The 18,685-nt window shown below is 70.0% G+C and carries 16 protein-coding genes and 1 tRNA gene; 6 read left to right on the top strand and 11 right to left on the bottom strand.

Going from position 1 to position 18,685, the window contains the following annotated elements:
• Nucleotides 1-27: 27 nt before the first annotated feature.
• Nucleotides 28-1,650 carry a ribosome biogenesis GTPase Der gene (der, locus tag HNQ67_RS03245; RefSeq protein ID WP_183252259.1) on the top strand — a complete coding sequence of 541 codons (1,623 nt, stop codon included), beginning with the start codon at nt 28-30 and terminating at the stop codon, nt 1,648-1,650.
• A gap of 64 nt (nt 1,651-1,714) precedes the next feature.
• Nucleotides 1,715-2,131, top strand: coding sequence for a hypothetical protein (locus HNQ67_RS03240; protein ID WP_183252257.1), 417 nt, complete (start codon nt 1,715-1,717; stop codon nt 2,129-2,131).
• Between the two features lie 9 nt (nt 2,132-2,140).
• On the opposite strand, the gene HNQ67_RS03235 is transcribed toward HNQ67_RS03240, so the two are convergent.
• From HNQ67_RS03235 to HNQ67_RS03205, 7 genes are all read right to left on the bottom strand, one after another.
• Nucleotides 2,141-2,893, bottom strand: coding sequence for an SDR family NAD(P)-dependent oxidoreductase (locus HNQ67_RS03235; RefSeq protein WP_183252255.1), 753 nt, complete (start codon nt 2,891-2,893; stop codon nt 2,141-2,143).
• Nucleotides 2,894-2,940: 47 nt separating this feature from the next.
• Nucleotides 2,941-3,285 carry a VOC family protein gene (locus HNQ67_RS03230; RefSeq protein ID WP_183252253.1) on the bottom strand — a complete coding sequence of 115 codons (345 nt, stop codon included), beginning with the start codon at nt 3,283-3,285 and terminating at the stop codon, nt 2,941-2,943.
• Between the two features lie 8 nt (nt 3,286-3,293).
• Complete coding sequence (purF, locus tag HNQ67_RS03225; protein ID WP_183252251.1) at nt 3,294-4,799, bottom strand: amidophosphoribosyltransferase; 1,506 nt, start codon at nt 4,797-4,799, stop codon at nt 3,294-3,296.
• Between the two features lie 30 nt (nt 4,800-4,829).
• Nucleotides 4,830-5,423, bottom strand: coding sequence for a CvpA family protein (locus HNQ67_RS03220; RefSeq protein ID WP_183252249.1), 594 nt, complete (start codon nt 5,421-5,423; stop codon nt 4,830-4,832).
• 147 nt (nt 5,424-5,570) lie between these two features.
• Nucleotides 5,571-6,935: a DNA repair protein RadA gene (gene radA / locus HNQ67_RS03215; protein WP_183252247.1), complete on the bottom strand. Its 1,365-nt coding sequence runs from the start codon at nt 6,933-6,935 to the stop codon at nt 5,571-5,573.
• A gap of 83 nt (nt 6,936-7,018) precedes the next feature.
• Nucleotides 7,019-8,062: an alanine racemase gene (alr, locus tag HNQ67_RS03210; RefSeq protein WP_183252245.1), complete on the bottom strand. Its 1,044-nt coding sequence runs from the start codon at nt 8,060-8,062 to the stop codon at nt 7,019-7,021.
• A gap of 57 nt (nt 8,063-8,119) precedes the next feature.
• On the bottom strand, nt 8,120-9,202 hold the full coding sequence (locus HNQ67_RS03205) for an ABC transporter ATP-binding protein (protein ID WP_183252243.1): 1,083 nt from the start codon (nt 9,200-9,202) through the stop codon (nt 8,120-8,122).
• Nucleotides 9,203-9,311: 109 nt separating this feature from the next.
• Here HNQ67_RS03205 and HNQ67_RS03200 point away from each other — a divergent pair, with 109 nt between their 5' ends.
• Both HNQ67_RS03200 and HNQ67_RS03195 read left to right on the top strand, forming a co-directional pair.
• Nucleotides 9,312-9,890 carry a biliverdin-producing heme oxygenase gene (locus tag HNQ67_RS03200; protein ID WP_183252241.1) on the top strand — a complete coding sequence of 193 codons (579 nt, stop codon included), beginning with the start codon at nt 9,312-9,314 and terminating at the stop codon, nt 9,888-9,890.
• Complete coding sequence (locus HNQ67_RS03195) at nt 9,890-12,034, top strand: histidine kinase dimerization/phosphoacceptor domain -containing protein (RefSeq protein WP_183252239.1); 2,145 nt, start codon at nt 9,890-9,892, stop codon at nt 12,032-12,034. Before HNQ67_RS03200 ends, HNQ67_RS03195 begins: the two co-directional genes overlap by 1 nt.
• Here HNQ67_RS03195 and HNQ67_RS03190 read toward each other — a convergent pair.
• Entirely contained in the window at nt 12,031-14,109 is a 2,079-nt protein-coding gene (locus tag HNQ67_RS03190; protein WP_183252237.1) for a DEAD/DEAH box helicase, read from the bottom strand. The two genes, HNQ67_RS03195 and HNQ67_RS03190, sit on opposite strands and share 4 nt — an antisense overlap.
• Before the next feature lie 87 nt (nt 14,110-14,196).
• Nucleotides 14,197-14,271 (bottom strand) — tRNA-Val (locus tag HNQ67_RS03185).
• Between the two features lie 140 nt (nt 14,272-14,411).
• On the opposite strand from HNQ67_RS03185, the gene glmU reads away from it, so the two are divergent.
• Both glmU and rpiA read left to right on the top strand, forming a co-directional pair.
• Complete coding sequence (gene glmU, locus HNQ67_RS03180) at nt 14,412-15,779, top strand: bifunctional UDP-N-acetylglucosamine diphosphorylase/glucosamine-1-phosphate N-acetyltransferase GlmU (RefSeq protein WP_183252235.1); 1,368 nt, start codon at nt 14,412-14,414, stop codon at nt 15,777-15,779.
• Nucleotides 15,776-16,498, top strand: coding sequence for a ribose-5-phosphate isomerase RpiA (gene rpiA / locus HNQ67_RS03175; protein ID WP_183252234.1), 723 nt, complete (start codon nt 15,776-15,778; stop codon nt 16,496-16,498). The genes glmU and rpiA overlap by 4 nt, the downstream gene beginning before the upstream one ends.
• Nucleotides 16,499-16,502: 4 nt before the next feature.
• Here the strand turns inward: rpiA and HNQ67_RS03170 are convergent, their stop codons facing one another.
• Nucleotides 16,503-17,471 (bottom strand): hypothetical protein, encoded by a 969-nt coding sequence (locus HNQ67_RS03170; protein WP_183252232.1) that lies wholly within the window; start codon nt 17,469-17,471, stop codon nt 16,503-16,505.
• A gap of 103 nt (nt 17,472-17,574) precedes the next feature.
• Nucleotides 17,575-18,525, bottom strand: coding sequence for a hypothetical protein (locus HNQ67_RS03165; RefSeq protein WP_183252230.1), 951 nt, complete (start codon nt 18,523-18,525; stop codon nt 17,575-17,577).
• Between the last annotated feature and the right edge of the window lie 160 nt (nt 18,526-18,685).

The following is an 18,685-nucleotide window of genomic DNA, read 5'->3' as shown; positions in this document are numbered from 1 at the left end:
CGCCCCATTCTGCGTTAGAAGGCCGACATGGCTCTCAAGGTCGCCATCGTCGGCCGCCCCAATGTGGGCAAGTCGACCCTGTTCAACCGCCTCGTCGGCAAGCGCCTTGCGCTGGTCGATGACCGCCCGGGCGTGACCCGCGACCGTCGCTACGCCGAGGGCAACATCGGCGACATGGATCTGACGCTGATCGACACGGCCGGCTACGAGGACGTCACCGACGAAAGCCTCGAGGCGCGGATGCGCGAACAGACCGAGGCGGCGCTGGAAGACGCCGATCTGATCCTGTTCATGATGGACGCCCGTGAAGGCGTCACGGCGCTGGACCGCATCTTCGCCGAGCGGCTGCGGCATCAGCACAAGCCGGTCATCCTGCTGGCCAACAAGTCCGAAAGCCGCGAGAGCGGCGGCGGCATCGGCGAGGCCTATGCACTGGGCTTTGGCGAGCCCGTGGCCATCTCGGCGGAGCACGGCGAGGGCATGGCCGATCTCTACGCGGCCATCGTCGCCGGCAGCGCCGACATCTTCATCGAGGAGCTGGACGAGCCGGACAAGCCGATCCGCATCGCCATCATCGGCCGCCCCAACGCCGGCAAGTCCACCCTGATCAATCGCCTGATCGGCGAGGACCGGATGTTGACCGGCCCCGAGGCCGGCATCACCCGCGACTCCATCTCGGTCGACTGGGAATACGAGGGCCACAACATCCGGCTGGTCGACACCGCTGGCATGCGCCGCAAGGCCCGGGTGCAGGAGAAGCTGGAGAAGCTGTCGGTCGCCGACACCATCCGCGCCATCACCTTCGCCGAGGTGGTCGTGCTGGTCATGGACAAGGACGACGCCTTCGACACCCAGGACCTGCAGCTGGCCGATCTGGTCGAGCGCGAGGGCCGGGCGCTGGTCTATGTCGCGGCCAAATGGGACCTCGAGACCGAGCCCCAGTCCCGCCTCGCCAAGCTGCAGCAGATGGCCGAGGACAAGCTGCCCCAGCTCAGGGGCTCGCCGTTCGTCGCCCTGTCCTCGCACAGCGGCCGCGGCGTCGAGCGGCTGATGCCGGCCGTGCTGCAGGCCCACGCCACCTGGTCGGTCAAGGTCAAGACCAAGGATCTCAACACCTGGCTGTCGCTGGCCACCCAGAGGCATCCGCCCCCCGCCGTCGATGGCAAGCGGATCAAGCCCAAATATATGGCCCAGACCAAGGCCCGGCCGCCCACTTTCGTGCTGATGGCCAGCCGCGCCGAGGCCATGCCGGAACAGTACAAGCGCTATCTGATCAATAACCTGCGCGAATCTTTTGACTTGCCGGGTACCCCGATCCGCCTGATCGTCAAATCGGGCAGCGAGAACCCCTACGCCCCGGGCGGCGCCAAGTCGGGCCCCGAACGCTACAAGGGCGACGCGAAGACTGCTCCGCGTCGGGTCATCAAGAAGGCCGAGCGCGAGGACCGCCTGTCCAACCTGCCCGGCAAGGCGCTGGAGCAGAAAAAGGCCGGCAAGGGCAAGTCAAAGCCGCTGTCCGGCCTGAAAGCCAGCGCCAACAAGAAGGCCGGCTCCTCCGTCGCCGTCCAGAAGGGTGCGCGGGGAGGGGCGAGGCAGGTGTCGCGCTCGGGTCGTGTTCGCACAGGCCAGAAGCACGCGCCGAAGAAATAGCGGTTTGCCGGTCGCTTTGACGCCGGCCTCGCCCGGGCCCAGTATCGGGCAGGGGGAATTCCAGATGCTCAGAGCCATCCTTTCCATCGTCGCCGGCGTGGCTGCGGCCTTCGTGATCGTCATGCTCGGCGACATGCTGTCCCACATGCTCGCCGCATCCACGGCGGGCGCGCCGCCGACGGATATGAACGACCGGCCGGCCATGGAGGCCTATGTCGCCGGCCTGCCGACCACGGTTTTCGCAGTCATGCTGGCCGGCTGGACGATCGCCGCGTTCGCCGCCGGTTTCGTCGCCGCACGCTTCGGCCGCAAGGGAGCGTGGCCCGGCTGGGTCGCAGCCGGCATCTTCCTCTGCGCGACCGCCGCCAATCTCCTGATGATCCCTCATCCGGTCTGGATGACCGCCGCGGGGATCGTGCTCGTGATCCTTGGCGGCCTGACCGGGAGCCGCGTCGGCTCGAAACGCGCGCCTGTCGCCTGACGCGCGACCTCAGATCAGCGCCGCCACCGCGGGCCCTTCGCTCCACGCCTTGAAGCTGACCTCGAGCGGCGGCTCGAGATCTTCCCGGGCCAGTTCGACCACCAGCGGGCCGATGGCCGAGGGATGGACCACCGTCTCCGGGTCCTCGCCCGGATAGGCCTGGGCCCGCATCTGGGTCCGCATCCGGCCCGGATCGACGATCGAGACCCGGATCGGCATCGACTCGATCTCGTCGGCCCAGCATTTCATCAGCGCCTCGGCTCCCGCCTTGGTCGCCGCATAGGGGCCCCAGAAGGCCCTGGGCGCGCCGGCGACGCTGGTCGTCAGATGGATCACCCGCCCGGCGTCCGACGCCTTCAGCAGCGGTTCCAGCGAGCGGATCAGGCGATAGACGGCGGTGAAATTGGTTTTCTCCACCTTGGCGAAGCCGCGCGGGTCGGCGTGGCTTACCGGCGTCAGCCCCTCGGCGCCCATGGTCGCCGCCGCCTGCACCCAGACGTCCAGCCGCCCGAAACGCTCGAAGATGGCCCCGCCCAGCCGGTCGATGGCCCCGCCGTCGACCAGGTCGAAGGGGATCAGGGTGGCGTGCTTGCCGGTGGCGGCGAAAATCGCGTCGTCCAGCTCCTCCAGCCCGCCCTGGGTCCTCGCCGTGGCGATCACATGCGCCCCGGCCTTGGCCAGCGCCAGGGCGCTCTCATAGCCGATGCCGCGCGAGGCCCCGACGACGAGGGCGATGCGGTCCTGGAGGGGAAGGTCTGACATGGCGGGCCTGATAGCGCGCCGTCACGTCCGCTGAAAGCGAAACCGGTCTAGAACCCCGGCGCGGGCCGCCACAGGCTGAAGCTGACGCCCTGGTCGTCCGAAACCACCGCCGTCCGCCCGGACTCGCTGTCCGACGGCACGGCCGCCTTGCCGCCCAGTTCGGTCACCCGCTCGCACAGGCCGTCGACGTCCCCGACCCGGAAATACAGATGCGAACAGTCTTTCGCCCGCTCCACCTTGGTGAAGCCGCAGGGCGGGTCGCTGTCCGCCACATGGGCGTAGGTCTCGTGCGACGAGGCCTCGTCGAAGGTCCAGCCGAACAGGGCGCCGTAGAAGGCGCGCGCCTTGTCGATGTCCGGAACGCCGATGGTGAAGTAGCCGAGCTGGGTCATTGCTGACCCTAAGCGCTCACCAGCAGCGAAAGTTGCCGGGCCGCCACCTCGCGCCCGCCTTCCTCGATCTCGCGGTCGAGCAGCCGGGTCGGGTATTCGCCGGTGAAATAGTGGTCCGTGAACTGCGGATGGCGCGGATCGCGCGGCCCGGCCTCCATGGCCTCGTAGAGGCCGTCGACCGACAAGAAGCCCAGCGAGTCGACCTCGAGGTGGGCCCGCATCTCTTCCAGGGTGTGGTTGGCCGCGATCAGCTGGTCCCGCTCCGGCATGTCGATGCCGTAGAAGTCCGGCCACAGGATCGGCGGCGAAGCCGAGCGCAGGTGGACCTCCTTGGCGCCCGCGGCCCGCACCGCCCGCACCAGCTTCACAGACGTGGTGCCGCGCACGATCGAGTCGTCGATCAGCACCACCCGTTTGCCTTCCAGCACCGAGCGGTTCGGGCTGTGCTTCATGCGCACGCCCTTCTGCCGCGCGCCCTGGCTCGGCTGGATGAAGGTGCGCCCCAGATAGTGGCTGCGGATGATCCCCATCTCGTAGGGGATGCCGCTTTCCTGCGCATAGCCCAGCGCCGCCGGTACGCCGGAGTCCGGCACCGGCACGACCACGTCGGCCTCGACCGCGTGCTCGCGCGCCAGCGTCATCCCCATCCGCTTGCGGACGCCATAGACCGACTTGCCGTTCACGATGCTGTCGGGGCGCGAGAAATAGACATACTCGAACAGGCAGGGCCGCGCCGCGCGGGTCGGAAACGGCTTCAGCGACTTCAGCCCGTCCTTGTCGATGACCACGATCTCCCCGTGCTCGACGTCGCGCTCGAAGGTCGCGCCGATGGTGTCCAGCGCGCAGGTCTCGGAGGCCAGCACCCAGGCCTCGCCCAGCCGGCCCAGCACCAGCGGACGGATGCCCAGCGGATCGCGGGCGCCGATCATCTTCGAGCGCGTCTGGCACACCAGGGCGTAGCCGCCCTCGATCCGGCCGACGGCGTCGATGAAGCGGTCGACGATCTTGGCCTTCCGGCTGCGCGCGATCAGGTGAAGGATGACCTCCGAGTCCGAGGTCGACTGGAAGATGGCCCCTTCGCCGACCAGCTGGTTCCGCAAATAGAGGAAGTTGGTCAGGTTGCCGTTGTGGGCGATGGCGATGCCGCCCTGGTCCAGATCGGCGAACATCGGCTGGATGTTGCGCAGGAAGCTCCCCCCGGCGGTCGAATAGCGGGTGTGGCCGATGGCGGCCGGCCCCGGCAGACGGTCCGGCAGGTCGGCCCCGCCGAAGGCTTCGCCAACCAGCCCCATGTGGCGTTCGGTGTGGAAGCGGGTCTCGCACACGCTGGCGATGCCGCAGGCTTCCTGACCCCGGTGCTGCAGGGCGTGCAGGCCCAGCGCCACGATCGCCGCGCCGGCGTCCGGTTCGGCGCCCCACACGCCGCACACGCCGCACTCGAGGCGCGGGCGATCGTCATCGGCGTCACGCCAATGCTCGCGGTGAACGACGGGGTCGGCGATGGAGTGGGACATCGTCGGGGCTCCGATGACCGGGGTATGCGACTAGGGTGCGGTGCGCCGGGAGGTAGGCCCGGAATCTGTCGGGGGCAAGGCGTCGTCGCCGGAAATCCCCTTGCTCACGGACGATGTGACCACCGGCGTGAGGGCGTCGGCGCCCCGCCCGATGCCCGGCAGCACGATCTGGATGGCCCGCGCGGCGCCCGCCGTGAGTGGCTGCAGGGCGGCCTCGGTCAGCCAGCGCGGGGTCTTCTCGCCGGGCATGGCGGCCACGATGACCAGATGGATGGCGCCGAGCAGCACCAGCGCCCGCCCGGCGCCCACGAATACGCCGATGACGCGGTCGATCCCGCCCAGCTGCGGATGCGCCTGGGCCCGTTTCGACAATTTCGAGCCGAAGATGCGGATGCCGAAATAGACCAGCAGGAAGGAGGCCACAGCCGCCAGGATGGTCCCGGCCCAGTCGGGATCGATCAGCCCCCGCCCGATCGGCGCCGTGACCGGCAGCGCCACCAGGGCGATGAAGGCTGCCAGGATGAAGCTCAGCAGGGTGATGATCTCGCGCGTGCCCCCGCGCACCCAGCCGGCGGCGGCCGAGGCGAGGATGATCAGTATGGCGACGACGTCGAAACCGGTCATGTGGGCTCGCTCAAATCCCGTTCGTCCTTCCGGGGCTTCGCATCGCGAAGAACCCGGAACCCAGGACCGCAGCTCGAACCCCTGGGTTCCGGGTTCCGCTTCGCGGCCCCGGAATGACGGAGATGGGACGGCGACCCTGCCCAAACATCAGTAGCGGTTTTGCGAGATTCGTTCGACCGCCTCGGTCAGCCGGTTGACCGCCGTCACCTTGACGCCCTTGTCCTTCACCGTCAGCGGCGGCGACAGGGCCTGATCGAAGCCCAGCTTCTGCGCCTCGCGCAGCCGCGCCTCGGCCCGGCCGACGGCGCGGATCTCGCCCGACAGACTGATCTCGCCGAACACCACGCAGCCTTGCGGCAGGGGCATGTCGGTCGCCGAACTGACCAGCGCCGCCGCCGCCGCCAGATCGGCCGCCGGCTCGTTGATGCGCAGCCCCCCGGCCACGTTCAGATAGACGTCCTGGTCCCCGAAGCCGAAACCGCAGCGCGCCTCCAGCACCGCCAGCACCATGGCCAGCCGGCCCGTGTCCCAGCCGACCACCGCGCGGCGCGGGGTGCCGTAGGCGGATTTGGAGACCAGCGCCTGGACCTCGACCAGCACCGGCCGCGACCCCTCGATGCCGGCGAACACCGCCGCGCCGGGCGCCCGGTCCTTGCCCTCGCCGAGGAACAGGGCCGACGGGTTGGCCACCTCGCGCAGCCCCGCGTCGCCCATCTCGAATACGCCGATCTCGTCGGTGGCTCCGAAGCGGTTCTTGCCGGCCCGCAGGATCCGGAACGGATACCCGCGTTCGCCTTCGAAGCTGAGCACCGCGTCGACCATGTGCTCGACCACCCGCGGCCCGGCCACCTGGCCGTCCTTGGTGACATGGCCGACCAGCACCACGGCCACGCCCTGCGACTTGGCCAGCCGCACCATCTCGCCGGCGCAGGCCCGCACCTGGGTCACCGAGCCCGGTCCCGCCTCATGCGCGTCCGACCACAGGGTCTGGATCGAATCGACGATGACGATGTCGAATTTCTCGCGCTTCAGCGTGCCGAGGATTTCACGCAGCGCCGTGGCCGAAGCCAGTTCGACCGGGGCCTTCTCCAGCCCCATCCGCTTCGCCCGCGCCCGGATCTGCTCGACCGCCTCTTCGCCCGAGATATAGGCCACCCGCCGCCCCGACATCGCCGCCCGCCCGGCCACGTCGAGCAACAGGGTCGACTTGCCGACGCCCGGATCGCCGCTCAGCAGGATGGCCGACCCCGGCACCACCCCGCCGCCGCAGACCCGGTCGAATTCGGTCACGCCCGTGACGATGCGCGGCGGCTCTGGCGTATCGGACTGCAGCGTCTCGAACTGCACGCCGCGCGTGCGGCTGCTCGCTGCCGGCTTCAGCGCCCCCGGCGGGGCCGAGCGGCTCTCCTCGACGATCGAATTCCACTGCCCGCACGCGCCGCACTGGCCGGACCACTTGCCGTGCACCGCCCCGCAGGACTGACAAACATGGATTGCGCCGTCTCGAGCCATGCGGTTGGCTTACAGCACCCGGCGCGGACGGGGCAGGGGGTGCGGTCGGGCCTACGACCGATTTTGACGTGGGCGCTACGGTCTCAACCGACGTAGCGCCGGGGCACGCGCGCCGCGACCGAAGTCAGCAGCTCCCAGGCCACCGTGCCCGCCGCCGCCGCCGCGTCGTCCAGCATCCGGTGGGCGCCGAACAGCTCGACGGCATCGCCGGCCGCGGCCTCCAGTCCGGTCACATCGACGGCGCTGACGTCCATCGACACCCGCCCGATGATCGGCCGCAGCGCGCCGCCGATCCACACCCGGCCTTCGGGGCTGTAGCTCCGCAGCACGCCGTCGGCGTAACCGGCGCCGATGGTGGCGATCCGGCGCGGCCCGTCGGCGACAAAGCCCCGCGAATAGCCCACGCTCTCGCCCGCCGGCACGTCGCGCACCTGCAGCACCTCGGCCGTGAAGGTCGCCACCGGCCGGATGCGGTCGTCCGGACGCCCCTCGGGTCCGCCGCCATACAGGCAGATGCCCGGCCGCGAGGCGTCGAACGCGTAATCTTCGCCGAGGAAGACGCCCCCGGAGTTGGCGAACGACCGCAGGGCGCCGGGATAGCGCGCCGCCACCGCAGCGAAAGCGTCCCTCTGGCGGGCATTCATCGGTGCGGTGGGTTCGTCGGCGCAGGCGAGGTGACTCAAAACCAGATCCAGCCCTTCGAATGGCTCCGGCGCGTCCCCGGGCCGTAAGCCCAGCCGGTTCATGCCTGTATCGATCTGCAGACCGCAGGCTCCGCCGCCCGCGCTTCGCCATTCCCTCAACTGGGCGCCGGTGTTCAGCACCGGCCGAAGATCGGCGCCCTGCAGCCGCCCCGCCTGCCCGGACAGGCAGCCATCGAGGACATAGATCGCCGGCCCGGACCCCAGGGCCGTCCGCAGCTGCTCGCCCTCGCGCGTGCGGGCCACGAAGAAGGTGCGCGCCCCCTCGCGCATCAGCCGTTCGGCGCAGGCCGCGGCTCCGAGGCCGTAGCCGTCGGCCTTGACCACCGGATGCACCGGAACGCCGCCGACCCGTTCCAGGGTGCGGTAGTTGGCGACGAGCGCGTCGAGATCGACGGTCAGCAGGGCGGGGGAGGGCGCGGGCATGGCGCATCTAGAGCCAGCCCGTTGTGCGACGCAACACGCCGTCGCCGCCCGGCCGCATCAGAGCCGCGCGAAGGCCTCCCCGTCGCCGTCGAACAGATGCGTCTCGCCGGCGGCGACGTGCAGCTTCACGGCCTCGCCCGCAGAGGGCCGCACATCGCCGGGCAGCAACACCGTCAGCGGCGTCTCGCCCGCGTCGAGATAGGCGTAGGTGGCGTGGCCCAGGGTCTCGACGAAGGTGACCGTGGCCCCGAGGGCGTCGCCCTGGCCCGACAACCTCAGATGCTCCGGCCGCACGCCCAAGGTCACCGCGTCGCCGGGCGCGGCGCGCGAGGCGTCGACATCGACCCGCACGGTCTCGCCCGCTCCGGTGCGCACCGTCGCGCCCGCGGCCGACGCCCTGACGATCTCGGCCGGCAGCAAGTTCATCTTCGGGCTGCCGATGAAGCCGGCGACGAACAGGTTGCGGGGCCGCTCGTACAGCTCCATCGGCTGGCCGACCTGCTCGATGCGCCCCTCGTTCAGCACCACGATCCGGTCGGCCAGGGTCATCGCCTCGACCTGGTCGTGGGTGACGTAGATCATCGTCGTCTTCAGTCGCTCGTGCAGGCTGGCGAACTCATAGCGCATCCGCACCCGCAGGGCGGCGTCGAGGTTGGACAGGGGTTCGTCGAACAGGAAAACCTGCGGCTCGCGCACGATGGCCCGACCGATGGCCACCCGCTGGCGCTGGCCGCCAGACAGGGCCTTGGGCTTGCGCGAGAGATAGTCAGTGATGTTCAGCGTCTCGGCCGCCGCGCGCACCCGCCGGTCGATCTCGGCCTTGTCGTGTTTCGCAAGTTTCAGTCCGAACGCCATGTTTTCATAGACGTTCATGTGCGGATACAGGGCGTAGGACTGAAACACCATGGCGATGCCCCGCTCCGACGGCGACCGGTCGTCGACCGCCCGTCCGGCGATGGCGATCTCGCCGGCGTCCAGCTCTTCCAGCCCGGCGATGGTGCGCAACAGGGTGGACTTGCCGCAGCCCGATGGGCCGACGAAAACCACGAACTCCCCGTCCGCGATGTCCAGATCGATGCCTCTCAGCACCTCGGTCGAACCGAAGCGCTTGCTCACCCCGGTCAGCCGCACCTCCGCCATGTCTCCCGCTCGCCGCTGCTTGCCCCGGGCTAACCGTAAACGGTTACAGATCAGGCGCAATGGCGGGCCGGAGGGGTGACATCCGCGGCTCCGCTGATAAGGTCGGCGCGTGGCTGTGTCTCCCGTAATCCAGGCCTTGCGCGCGGCGACGGCAGCCGACCATCACGCGATCGAGCGCGAGGCCGATGTCGAACGGCGTCTGCGCGACCCGCTCACCCGGGTGCGGATGGTGTCGCGGCTCCTCGCGTTCCACCTCTCGGTCGAACAGCGGCTGGCGCCGTGGCGGACGGCCCTGGACCGGGTCGGTTGTCACCCGCAGGCCCGGTCGGCGTTAATCCGTGAGGGGCTGGCCGCGCTCGGCGAACCGGCGGTCGATGTCGTCGAGACGGCGCCTCTTGGCACGTTCGGCCAGGCCTTGGGTTGGGCCTATGTCGCCGAGGGCTCGATGCTGGGCGGCCGGGTCATGCGCCGCGCCATGATCGCCGACGGCGTGAGCCTGACCGGCTTGGACTTTCTCGACCCCTATGGCGAGGACGCCGGGGTGCGTTGGCGGGCCTTCCTCGGCGCGATTGACGCCGCCTGCGCCCAGGGCCTGGCTGCGCCGGCGGATATTTGCAGGGGTGGAAAGGACGCTTTCACCCTGGCCTCGAGACTGCTGGTCGACCGCGCGTCCGTCGAGTTCGCCTGATGACGTCTTCTCCGCACGCCGCCCCGCCCCTCATTCTGTCGGACTGTGATCGCGAGCCGATCCACACGCCGGAGGCCATTCAACCGCACGGTCTGCTGCTGGTGCTGGACGGCGATCTCAAGGTCATCCGTGAGGCCGGGCGGCTCGGCCCGATCACCGGCAAGGAAACCTGGCTTGGCGTGGCCATCACGAGTCTGCTGGGCGATGCGGTCGCCGAACGGCTGGCTGCGGTTGCGGGCGCCGCCGGCGAGGGGCTCGCGGGCCGTTGGCGGGGCGCCAATAGGCTCGAATACGACGTCATCGCGCGGTCGGGCGGCGAGGCGATGATCGTCGAGCTCGAGCAGAGCTCTCACGCGGCGCAGCTCGGCATTGAACTGATCGGCCGTCTGGACGCCGCCGCCGCCGCGCTCGAGCGCGCCGGTACCGTGCGGGCGGTCTGCGAGGCCGCCGCCGGGTCGTTCCGCAGCCTGACGGGCTTCGACCGCATCATGATCTACCGCTTCCTCGACGATGCGGCGGGTCAGGTAGTGGCGGAATCACGCTCGGACGAAGTCGAGTCATTCCAGAACCACCACTTTCCGGCGACGGACATCCCGCGTCAGGCGCGGGCGCTCTATCTGCGCAATCCGGTCCGGGTGATTCCCGATTCCAACTATGAGCCGCAACCCCTCAGTCCGGCGGTGGGCGACCCGCTCGACATGAGCGACTGCGCCCTGCGCAGCGTATCGCCGGTCCACCTCCAGTATCTGCGCAACATGGGCGTGCGGGCCTCCGCCTCGGTCTCGATCATCATCGACGGCGAGCTGTGGGGACTGGTGGCCTGTCACAGCCCCCGCCCGCAGCTGCTGCCCTTCGAGCTGCGCGCCGCGGCGACCAATCTGGCCCGGTCGCTCGCCCGCCAGATCAAGGCCAGGAGTGAGGCGGAGCTCTATCGCGAGCGGACCCGGCTGAGGCGGCTGGAGGATGAACTGGTCGGCCGCCTGGGCGCTGACCGGCCGCTCGAGGAGTCGCTGGCCGATCACGCCCGGGACCTCGCGGACCTCGTGGACGCCGACGGCGTGGTCGTGGTCGGCGGCGGGCAGACCTATCGCTTCGGCGTGACGCCGCCGACGGACGGGATCGCCCTCATCGCCGACTGGGTCGCCCTCCAGCCGGGTCTCAGGCCGCTCGTCACCCATGCCCTCGGACGGCTGCACCCCGAGGCCGAAGCTTGGCATGCGGAGGCCAGCGGTCTGCTGGGCGTTCACCTGCAAGGCGAGCAGCCGGTGACCCTGCTGTGGTTCCGGGCCGAGATCGTCGAGACGGTGCGCTGGGCCGGCAATCCATCAACGGCGGTCAAGCAGGGGCCGTCCGGCGCCCTGACCCCGCGCGCCTCGTTCGTGGCCTGGACCGAGTCGGTGCGCGGGCGGTCGCGCCGCTGGTCTCCGTCGGAGGTTGAATCCGCCCTGCGCCTCCGCGACGCCCTGATGGACTTCACCGCCGTCGGCCGGTTGCGCAACCTGAACCGGACGCTGAGGGCCAGCCTGGATGAGCGCGACCTCAAGCTGGAGCAGCAGGAGTTCCTGATCCGCGAGGTCAATCACCGGGTCCAGAACAGCCTGACGCTGGTCTCATCCTTCCTGGGGCTGCAGGCCCGGCAGGCCGAACCGGAGGTTCAGCGCCAGCTTGCCGAGGCTCGTCGCCGGATCCGTGCGGTGTCGGCGGTGCACAGTCGCCTGTACCGGGTCGAGGCGTCGGCCACGATCGATCTGGCCCGATATTTCGCCGAACTCATCGAAGAACTCGGTGGGTCGATGGGCGCCGACTGGACGGCGCAGCTGGATCATCATCTCGTTCCGATCAGCGTCGAGGCCGGTCGCGCCGTGACCCTCGGCCTGGTGCTGACCGAGCTGATCATCAACGCCCAGAAGTACGCCTATGGCGGTCAGCCGGGCTCCATCCGGATTCAGCTCGAAGAGACCGGGGGCAAACTTCGCCTTGCCGTCGAGGACAGCGGCAAGGGCGGCCACGCCGCCGGCAAGGGGTTCGGCTCGATGATGATCGACCGGCTGGTCGCCCAGCTTGGCGGCGAGATCGACTATTCGGACGTGAACCCCGGACTGCGGGTGACGCTTCGGGCCCCGATCACGCAGGGCGAAGCCTAACCCCGATCAGGCTTGCCCTTGAACGGCTTCCCGCCCGGCTTCTTGAACCCCGGCTTGGGCTTGCCCGTCCACGGCCGGTCGCCGGCGGCCGAACCCTCGGCGCGCGGCGTCCACGGCTTCTTCGGCCCTTTCTTGTCGACCCACGGCTTCTTGCCCTCGGGCGTCGGACCATCCTTGGTGCGCTTGACCCACTTCTTCTCACCGGCGTCCGCGGCCGGCGCGGCGTCGCCGTCCGTGCGCGGCGTCCACGGCTTCTTCGGCCTGTCGCCGTCCGGCCGATCCTCCCGCGCCTTCCAGGGCTTCTTGGCCGCATCGCCGTCGGGACGCGGCGCCCAGGGCTTCTTCGGGCCGTCGCCGTCGGCGCGCGGCTTGCGGAACGGCTTGTCGCCGCGCGGCGCGCGATCATCACCGCCGCCGGGCTTGTCCCATTTGCGCAGGCTCTTCTCGCCCGCCGCCGGTGCCACGGCGTCCTGAACCGTCACCCCGTCGTCGTTCGGCTGGGTGAGGGCGACGCGGAATTTCGCCTCGGCGTCCTTGGTGATCTCGAACTTGGTCTCGCGGTCGAAGATCTTGATCGAGCCGACGTCACGCTTGGTCACATGGCCGAGGCGGCAGATCAGCGGCAGCAGCCATTTCGGATCGGCGTTCTTGTCGCGCCCGATATTGACCCGGAACCAGCTCATCTCGCCGCCGCGCGCGAAGTCGACCAGCGGGCCGTCCCTCTGGCCGCGCTCGTTCACGCCCGAGGCCATGGCGCGCTTCATCCGTTCGTCGTCCTGCACGTCCTCCGGCGGCGGCAGCTTCTCGCGGTACAGCCGGATCAGGGCCGCGGCGACGTGCTCGGGCGAGGTCCGCGCCAGCAGTTCCTTGCCCATGGCCAGCGATTCCTCGTCGGCTTCGGCCATCAGCACCGGATCGGTCAGCATCCGCTCGTGATCCTTGGCCCGGATTTCGTCGGCGCTGGGCGGGCCCTGCCACTCGGCCTTGATGGCAGCCGACTGCAGCATCAGCTCGACCTTGCGACGCCGCGTATGGCTGACCATCAGCACCGAGACGCCCTTCTTGCCGGCACGGCCGGTCCGGCCCGAACGGTGCAGCAGGGTCGCCTTGTTGACCGGGATCTCGGCGTGGATGACCAGACCCAGATCGGGCAGGTCCAGCCCGCGCGCCGCCACGTCGGTGGCCACGCACACCCGCGCATGGCCGTCGCGCAGCGCCTGCAGCGCCTCGGACCTCAGCGACTGGGTCAGTTCGCCGGACAGGCCGACGACCGAGAAGCCGCGCTCGCGCAGGCTGGCGGTCAAATGCTTCACCCGCTCGCGCGTATTGGCGAACACCAGCGCGCCGGGGCTTTCGAAATAGCGCAGCACATTGACCACGCCGTGCTCGATTTCGTGCGGCGCGACGCGGATGGCGCGGTATTCGATGTCGCCGTGGGCCATGTTCTTCGACGTGGTGTCGATGCGGATGGCGTCGCGCTGGTAGGTCTTGGCCAGGTTGGCGATTTCGCGCGCGATCGTGGCCGAGAACAGCAGCGTCCGGCGTTCGGCCGGGGCCTGGTCGAGGATGTAGGTCAGGTCTTCGTGGAAGCCCATGTCCAGCATCTCGTCGGCCTCATCCAGCACCACGGCCTTCAGCTGCGACAGGTCCAGCCCCGACCGCTCCAGATGGTCGCGCAGGCGGCCGGGCGTGCCGACCACGAGGGCCGCGCCCCGCTCCAGCACGCGCCGTTCGGCGCGCGGGTCCATGCCGCCGACGCAGGTGGCGATGCGCGCCCCGGTCTTGGCGTAGAGCCACTCCAGCTCCTTCGATACCTGCAGCGCCAGTTCCCGGGTCGGGGCGATGACCAGCGCCACCGGCGCGGCGTTGTCCGCGAACCGCTCGTCCTCGCCCAGCAGCGTCGTCGCCAGCGCCAGGCCGAAAGCCACCGTCTTGCCCGATCCGGTCTGGGCCGAGACCAGCAGATCGCGGCCGTCCTCGGCCTCCAGCACAGCGGCCTGCACCGGCGTGGGCTCGGCGTAGCCGCGTTCGGACAGGGCGCGGTCGAGCGCGGGATGACTGGCGGGGAAGGGCATGGGGCGGTCCAATAGCACGGTTCAGCGCGCGAACGGTCGGCGCGAAGAGCGGCGGACGGCGGCCTGTAGGAGGAAATAGCGGCGAAATGGTGGATGCGACAGGGATTGAACCTGTGACCCCCTCGGTGTGAACGAGGTGCTCTCCCGCTGAGCTACGCATCCATCAATCGGGGAGGCGGGGACATAGCTTGCCCGCCCCCGGCTGGCAAGCGGTGTCGGACAGGCCGTTCGCGTCTTCCCCGTCTCCCGTCCGCCGCCCTGATGGGCTAGACCTCCCGGGTGACCAACCGCCGGACCGATTCATGACCCGACCAGCCAATCCTTCCGCGCAAAGGAGGGCCGCCATCATCCTCGCCGCCGGACAGGGCACGCGGATGAAGTCGCTTGTCCCCAAGGTGCTCCACCCCGTCGGCGGCCGCGCCATGCTGGATCACGCCATCGACGCCGCCGAGGCGCTGGGCTGCGAGCGGGTCGTGGTCGTGGTCGGGGCCCATTCGCCCGAGGTCCGCGCCCATGTCGAGAAGCGGCTCGGGGCCGCCGCCATCGCGGTGCAGGACCCGCCGCTCGGCACCGGCCACGCCGTCCGCGCCGCCGAAACCGCCCTGGCCGGCTTCGCGGGCGAGGTGATCATCACCTACGGCGACGTGCCCCTGCTCAAGGCCCGCGACATCGAGGCGGCCTTCGGGGGCGGGGAGGGCGTCACCGTCGTCGGTTTCGAGGCCCGCGACCCGACCGGCTACGGCCGCCTGCTGATCGACGCCGACGGCGGACTCGAGGCCATCGTCGAGCACAAGGAGGCTTCGCCCGATCAGCTCAAGATCACCGCCTGCAACTCCGGCGTCATGGCCGCGCCCGCCCGCCTGTTGTTCGAACTGCTGGCCGAGGTCCGCAACGACAACGCCAAGGGCGAATACTATCTGACCGACGTGGTCGCCCTGGCCCGCGAGCGCGCCGCCCCGACCCGCACGGTCATGGCCGACGAGGACGCCGTCATGGGCGTCAACGCCCAGTCCGAACTCGCCGCCGCCGAGGCCCTGTTCCAGAAGGTCCGCCGCGAGGACCTGCTCGCCGCCGGCGTCACCATGGCCGCGCCCGACACCGTCCATGTCTCGTGGGACACCGAGATCGGCGGCGGGACCACCGTCGAGCCCTATGTCGTCTTCGGCCCGGGCGTGAAGATCGCCGCCGGGGCCCGCATCCGCGCCTTCAGCCACCTCGAGGGCGCGACCGTCGCCGCCGGCGCCGAGGTCGGCCCCTATGCCCGCCTGCGCCCCGGCGCCGACCTCGGCGAGGGGGCCAGGGTCGGCAATTTCGTTGAGGTGAAGAACGTCCGCATGGCCGCCGGCGCCAAGGCCAACCACCTCGCCTATCTCGGCGACGGCGATGTCGGGGCGAAGGCCAACATCGGCGCGGGAACGATCTTCTGTAACTACGACGGCTTCTTCAAACACCGCACCACGGTGGGCGAGGGGGCCTTCGTCGGCTCGAACAGTTCGCTGGTCGCTCCCGTCTCCATCGGCGCCGGTGCGATGGTGGGGTCGGGCTCGGTGATCACGAAGGACGTCGCGCCGGGCGATTTGGCGTTGGCTCGCGGTCAGCAGACGGCGAAACCCGGCTGGGCGGCGAAATTCATGGACATGATGCGGGCGAAGAAGGCGGCGAAGACATGAGCGCGGACACCCAGAAAAAACGCGCCGGCGAAGCCGCCGCCCTCCGCGTCGAGGCGGGCATGACCGTCGGCCTCGGCACCGGCTCGACCGCCGCCTGGTTCGTCAAGGCGCTGGCCGCCCGCAACCTCGCCGACCTGCGCTGCGTCCCCACGTCCGAGGCCACCGCCGAACTGGCCCGCGACCTCGGCCTGCCGCTCTCCACCCTGGAGGACAGCCCCCGCATCGACCTGACCGTCGACGGCGCCGACGAGGTCGGCCCCGGCCTGGCCCTGATCAAGGGCGGCGGCGCGGCCCTGCTGCGCGAGAAACTGGTCTGGGAGGCCTCGGCCCGCTGCCTCGTCATCGCCGACGCCGCCAAGGTGGTGAAGACCCTCGGCGCCTTCGCCCTGCCGATCGAGGTCGTCGCTTTCGGTCACAAGACCACCGCCAACCGCATCGCCGACGTCCTCGCCGACCACGACATCGCCATGCCCGCCCGCGTCAGGACCGCCTCGCCTCAAGCCGCGAGTGACCGCGTCGCGAGCATAGGCGCCCAGTATGTCCGCACCGACGGCGGCAACCTGATCTATGACGCGAAATGCGGCGCCATCCACGACCCCGCCCGCCTCGCCGACGACCTCAAGCTGATCACCGGCGTGGTCGAGCACGGCCTGTTCCTCGACCTCGCCGACGAGGCCATCATCGGCACGGACGGCGGGGTGGACCTGCTGACGCCGTAAGGCTCTAGTCCTCGTCAGCGTTCGGCCTGACGGCCCGCGCCTGCTGGTGCGCCTGATGGATCGAGTCGGCGATCTCCATCCGGCCCGCGTGCAGGTTCTTCCGCGTGCGCTCGGCGTCGTACAGGCCGCGCAGATAGGCCGTGTCCCAATCCGTCAGGCCGTCCGCCTCATGCGGCGCGTCGAACAGATTCAGGATCGAGGCGTAGCGGCTGGTGTCCGCCTCGGGATCGATCTGGGCCAGGGTGACCATGGCCACATAGTCCGCCAGCTGCTGGGCGGAGACGCCACGGATCTGGTCGATGTCGAGGATGACGACGGTGCGGAAGATGTAGTCGACGATCTGGGTGCTCAGCCGCGAGGCGGCGAATACCGAAATGTTGGGGGCGAAGTCCTCCACGCTCTGACACGGGTCCCGGCACTCGCCCGGTATGCGGACCGCGCGATCGCCGGTGTCCGCGTTGGCCGGCATGCTGACCTGCCACCAGCGCACGGGCGCATCATTGCTCACGAACGCGTCCAGCGCCCGTCCACCGCGGTCCATACCGGAGCCGCCCATGCGGAAGGCCCGGCGCCGTTCCTCCGTCAGCTGCCGCGCCAGGCCGTCGGGATCGTCGCTGGCGACGATGATGACGTTCGGCTGACAGCCCGGCGCGCCCGGCATGACGCCGAGGTCCTCCGCCACCGTCGACACCCGGTCGACGATGTACTGCGCCGGCTCGGCCCGCAGATTGGCCACCCCGACGCAGATTCGGTCGTCCCAGCGGGCGATGCCGCGGCGGCGGTTGGGTGCGGCGACCTCATTGACGAACGAGCGGATCATCGAGTCCAGCGGCCGTCCGGTGACCTCCACGTCACCCAGGTCGACGGCGGCCGGGTCGATCGCCGTCGCAGGCTGCTGCGGCGTGGGCGCGGGCTGCGGCGGGTCCTGCATCGGCGCTGCGGCCAGCAGAAGGGAGAGGGCAAGGGCGACCATGGGTGACATCCTCTAGTGCGTTCGTCCTATACTGCCTTCGACCCGACCCTGCCCGCGCGGACCCGGCCAGGGTCGCGTCCCGCGCCCGTGACGGGAGCGGCCGCTAGTCTTCGTCGCCCCTCAGGTCCCGGTGGGCGTCATGGATCGAGTCGGCGATTTCCATACGACCGGCGCGCAGGTTCCGCCGCGTGCGCTCGGCGTCGTACAACCCCCGCAGATAGGCCGTGTCCCAGGTGGTCAGGCCGGTCGTCCCGGGCGCCTCGAACAGGTTCAGGATCGAGGCGTAGCCACTGGTGTCGGCCTCCGGATCGATCTGGGCCAGGGAGACCATGGCCACATAGTCCGCCAGCTGTTGGGCCGAGAACCCGCTGATCTTGTTCATGTCGAGAATGACGACGGTGCTGTACATCTGGTCGACGATCTGGGTGCTCAATCGGGAAGCGGCGAACACCGAAATCTGCGGCGCATAGTGCAGCGGGCTGCTGCAGGGGTCGATGCAGTCCCCCGGGATGCGCGTGGCGCGCTGACCGGTTTCGGAGTCCACCGGCATGCTCACCTGCCACCAGCGCACCGGGGCTTCCGAAGCGATGAAGGCGCGCAGGGCCGAGCCACCCCGGTCCATGCCGGACCCGCCCCTTCGGAACGCCTGTCGCTGCTCCTGGACCAGCTCGCCGGCCAGCTCCGACGGCCGGTCGCTGGCGACGACGAGCACATTGGGCCTGCACCCCGGACCCCCGGGCCTGAGCCCCAGGTCCTCCGCCACGGTCGAGACGCGATCGACGATGTACTGGGCCGGCTCTCCCCGCAGGTTTGCCACGCCCACACAGACCTGGCCGTCCCACCGCGCGAGGCCCCGGCGGCGGTTGGGAGCCGCGACCCCATTGACGAACGAGCGGATCATCGAGTCCAGCGTGCGGCCGGTGACCTCGACCTCGCCGAGGTCGACCGGGCCCGGATCGACGGCCGCCGACGACGGCGGCGGGTCCTGGATGCCCGTCGGCTGTGGCGGCGCCGGCGCGATGGCGAGCAGGGCGGCGATGGCGAGAGCAACCATGAGTCACATCCTGGGCGACATTCGCCTCGACTATGCGCCCGTTTCTGTCCCGGTCAAGCCTTCTTCGACGCCGCCGCCGCCCTTGCTCCCCCGGACCCTGGCGCCTAAGTCGGGCGCCGTCCCCCGAACCACGCGTCCCCCGCCGAACGGAGCTTCGCCG

This window comes from Brevundimonas basaltis (assembly GCF_014202075.1).
GTDB lineage: Bacteria > Pseudomonadota > Alphaproteobacteria > Caulobacterales > Caulobacteraceae > Brevundimonas > Brevundimonas basaltis.
Note: the sequence above shows the minus strand (reverse complement) of the source record. Positions and strands in the feature narration are given on the sequence as shown.

Bases quoted from the DNA above. Each gene is read 5' to 3' on its own strand.
- HNQ67_RS03240 (WP_183252257.1), top strand. From the start codon at position 1,715: ATGCTCAGAGCCATCCTTTCCATCGTCGCCGGCGTGGCTGCGGCCTTC.
- HNQ67_RS03170 (WP_183252232.1), bottom strand. From the start codon at position 17,471: ATGGTCGCCCTTGCCCTCTCCCTTCTGCTGGCCGCAGCGCCGATGCAG.
- glmU (WP_183252235.1), top strand. From the start codon at position 14,412: ATGACCCGACCAGCCAATCCTTCCGCGCAAAGGAGGGCCGCCATCATC.
- HNQ67_RS03195 (WP_183252239.1), top strand. From the start codon at position 9,890: ATGACGTCTTCTCCGCACGCCGCCCCGCCCCTCATTCTGTCGGACTGT.
- HNQ67_RS03190 (WP_183252237.1), bottom strand. From the start codon at position 14,109: ATGCCCTTCCCCGCCAGTCATCCCGCGCTCGACCGCGCCCTGTCCGAA.
- HNQ67_RS03205 (WP_183252243.1), bottom strand. From the start codon at position 9,202: ATGGCGGAGGTGCGGCTGACCGGGGTGAGCAAGCGCTTCGGTTCGACC.
- HNQ67_RS03235 (WP_183252255.1), bottom strand. From the start codon at position 2,893: ATGTCAGACCTTCCCCTCCAGGACCGCATCGCCCTCGTCGTCGGGGCC.
- alr (WP_183252245.1), bottom strand. From the start codon at position 8,062: ATGCCCGCGCCCTCCCCCGCCCTGCTGACCGTCGATCTCGACGCGCTC.
- HNQ67_RS03165 (WP_183252230.1), bottom strand. From the start codon at position 18,525: ATGGTTGCTCTCGCCATCGCCGCCCTGCTCGCCATCGCGCCGGCGCCG.
- HNQ67_RS03230 (WP_183252253.1), bottom strand. From the start codon at position 3,285: ATGACCCAGCTCGGCTACTTCACCATCGGCGTTCCGGACATCGACAAG.
- HNQ67_RS03220 (WP_183252249.1), bottom strand. From the start codon at position 5,423: ATGACCGGTTTCGACGTCGTCGCCATACTGATCATCCTCGCCTCGGCC.
- der (WP_183252259.1), top strand. From the start codon at position 28: ATGGCTCTCAAGGTCGCCATCGTCGGCCGCCCCAATGTGGGCAAGTCG.
- purF (WP_183252251.1), bottom strand. From the start codon at position 4,799: ATGTCCCACTCCATCGCCGACCCCGTCGTTCACCGCGAGCATTGGCGT.
- rpiA (WP_183252234.1), top strand. From the start codon at position 15,776: ATGAGCGCGGACACCCAGAAAAAACGCGCCGGCGAAGCCGCCGCCCTC.
- radA (WP_183252247.1), bottom strand. From the start codon at position 6,935: ATGGCTCGAGACGGCGCAATCCATGTTTGTCAGTCCTGCGGGGCGGTG.